The organism is Janthinobacterium sp. FT14W (assembly GCF_009208755.1).
In the GTDB taxonomy this organism is placed as follows: domain Bacteria; phylum Pseudomonadota; class Gammaproteobacteria; order Burkholderiales; family Burkholderiaceae_D; genus Janthinobacterium; species Janthinobacterium violaceinigrum.
In genome coordinates this window covers 1-255 of sequence record NZ_WFLL01000173.1, presented here as the reverse complement: position 1 = coordinate 255, position 255 = coordinate 1, and the positions used below count along the sequence as shown (strand labels likewise).

1 protein-coding gene is annotated in these 255 nt (G+C 69.4%); it reads left to right on the top strand.

Annotated elements, in window-relative coordinates; all coding sequences use genetic code 11:
- On the top strand, positions 1 to 255 hold a 255-nt coding region (locus GCN74_RS28500), incomplete at both ends, for a hypothetical protein (RefSeq protein ID WP_193317316.1).

The window sequence follows — 255 nt, the reverse complement described above, 5'->3', positions numbered from 1 at the left end:
CGCTGAGCGCCGGCCAGCTGGCGGTGCAGGTGGGCCAGCTGGACAACCAGGGCGGCAAGCTGCTGCAGACGGGCACGGGCACGGCCCATGTGACGGTGCGCGGGCAGCTCGATAACCGCCAGGCCGGCGAATTGGCGGCGAATGGCCAGCTGCAGGTGCAGGCGGGCAGCATCGACAATAGCGGCAAGGGCCGCATCACCTCGACGGCGTCGCTGGAACTGGCCAGCCAGGGTCTGCTGAACAATGTGGATGGGG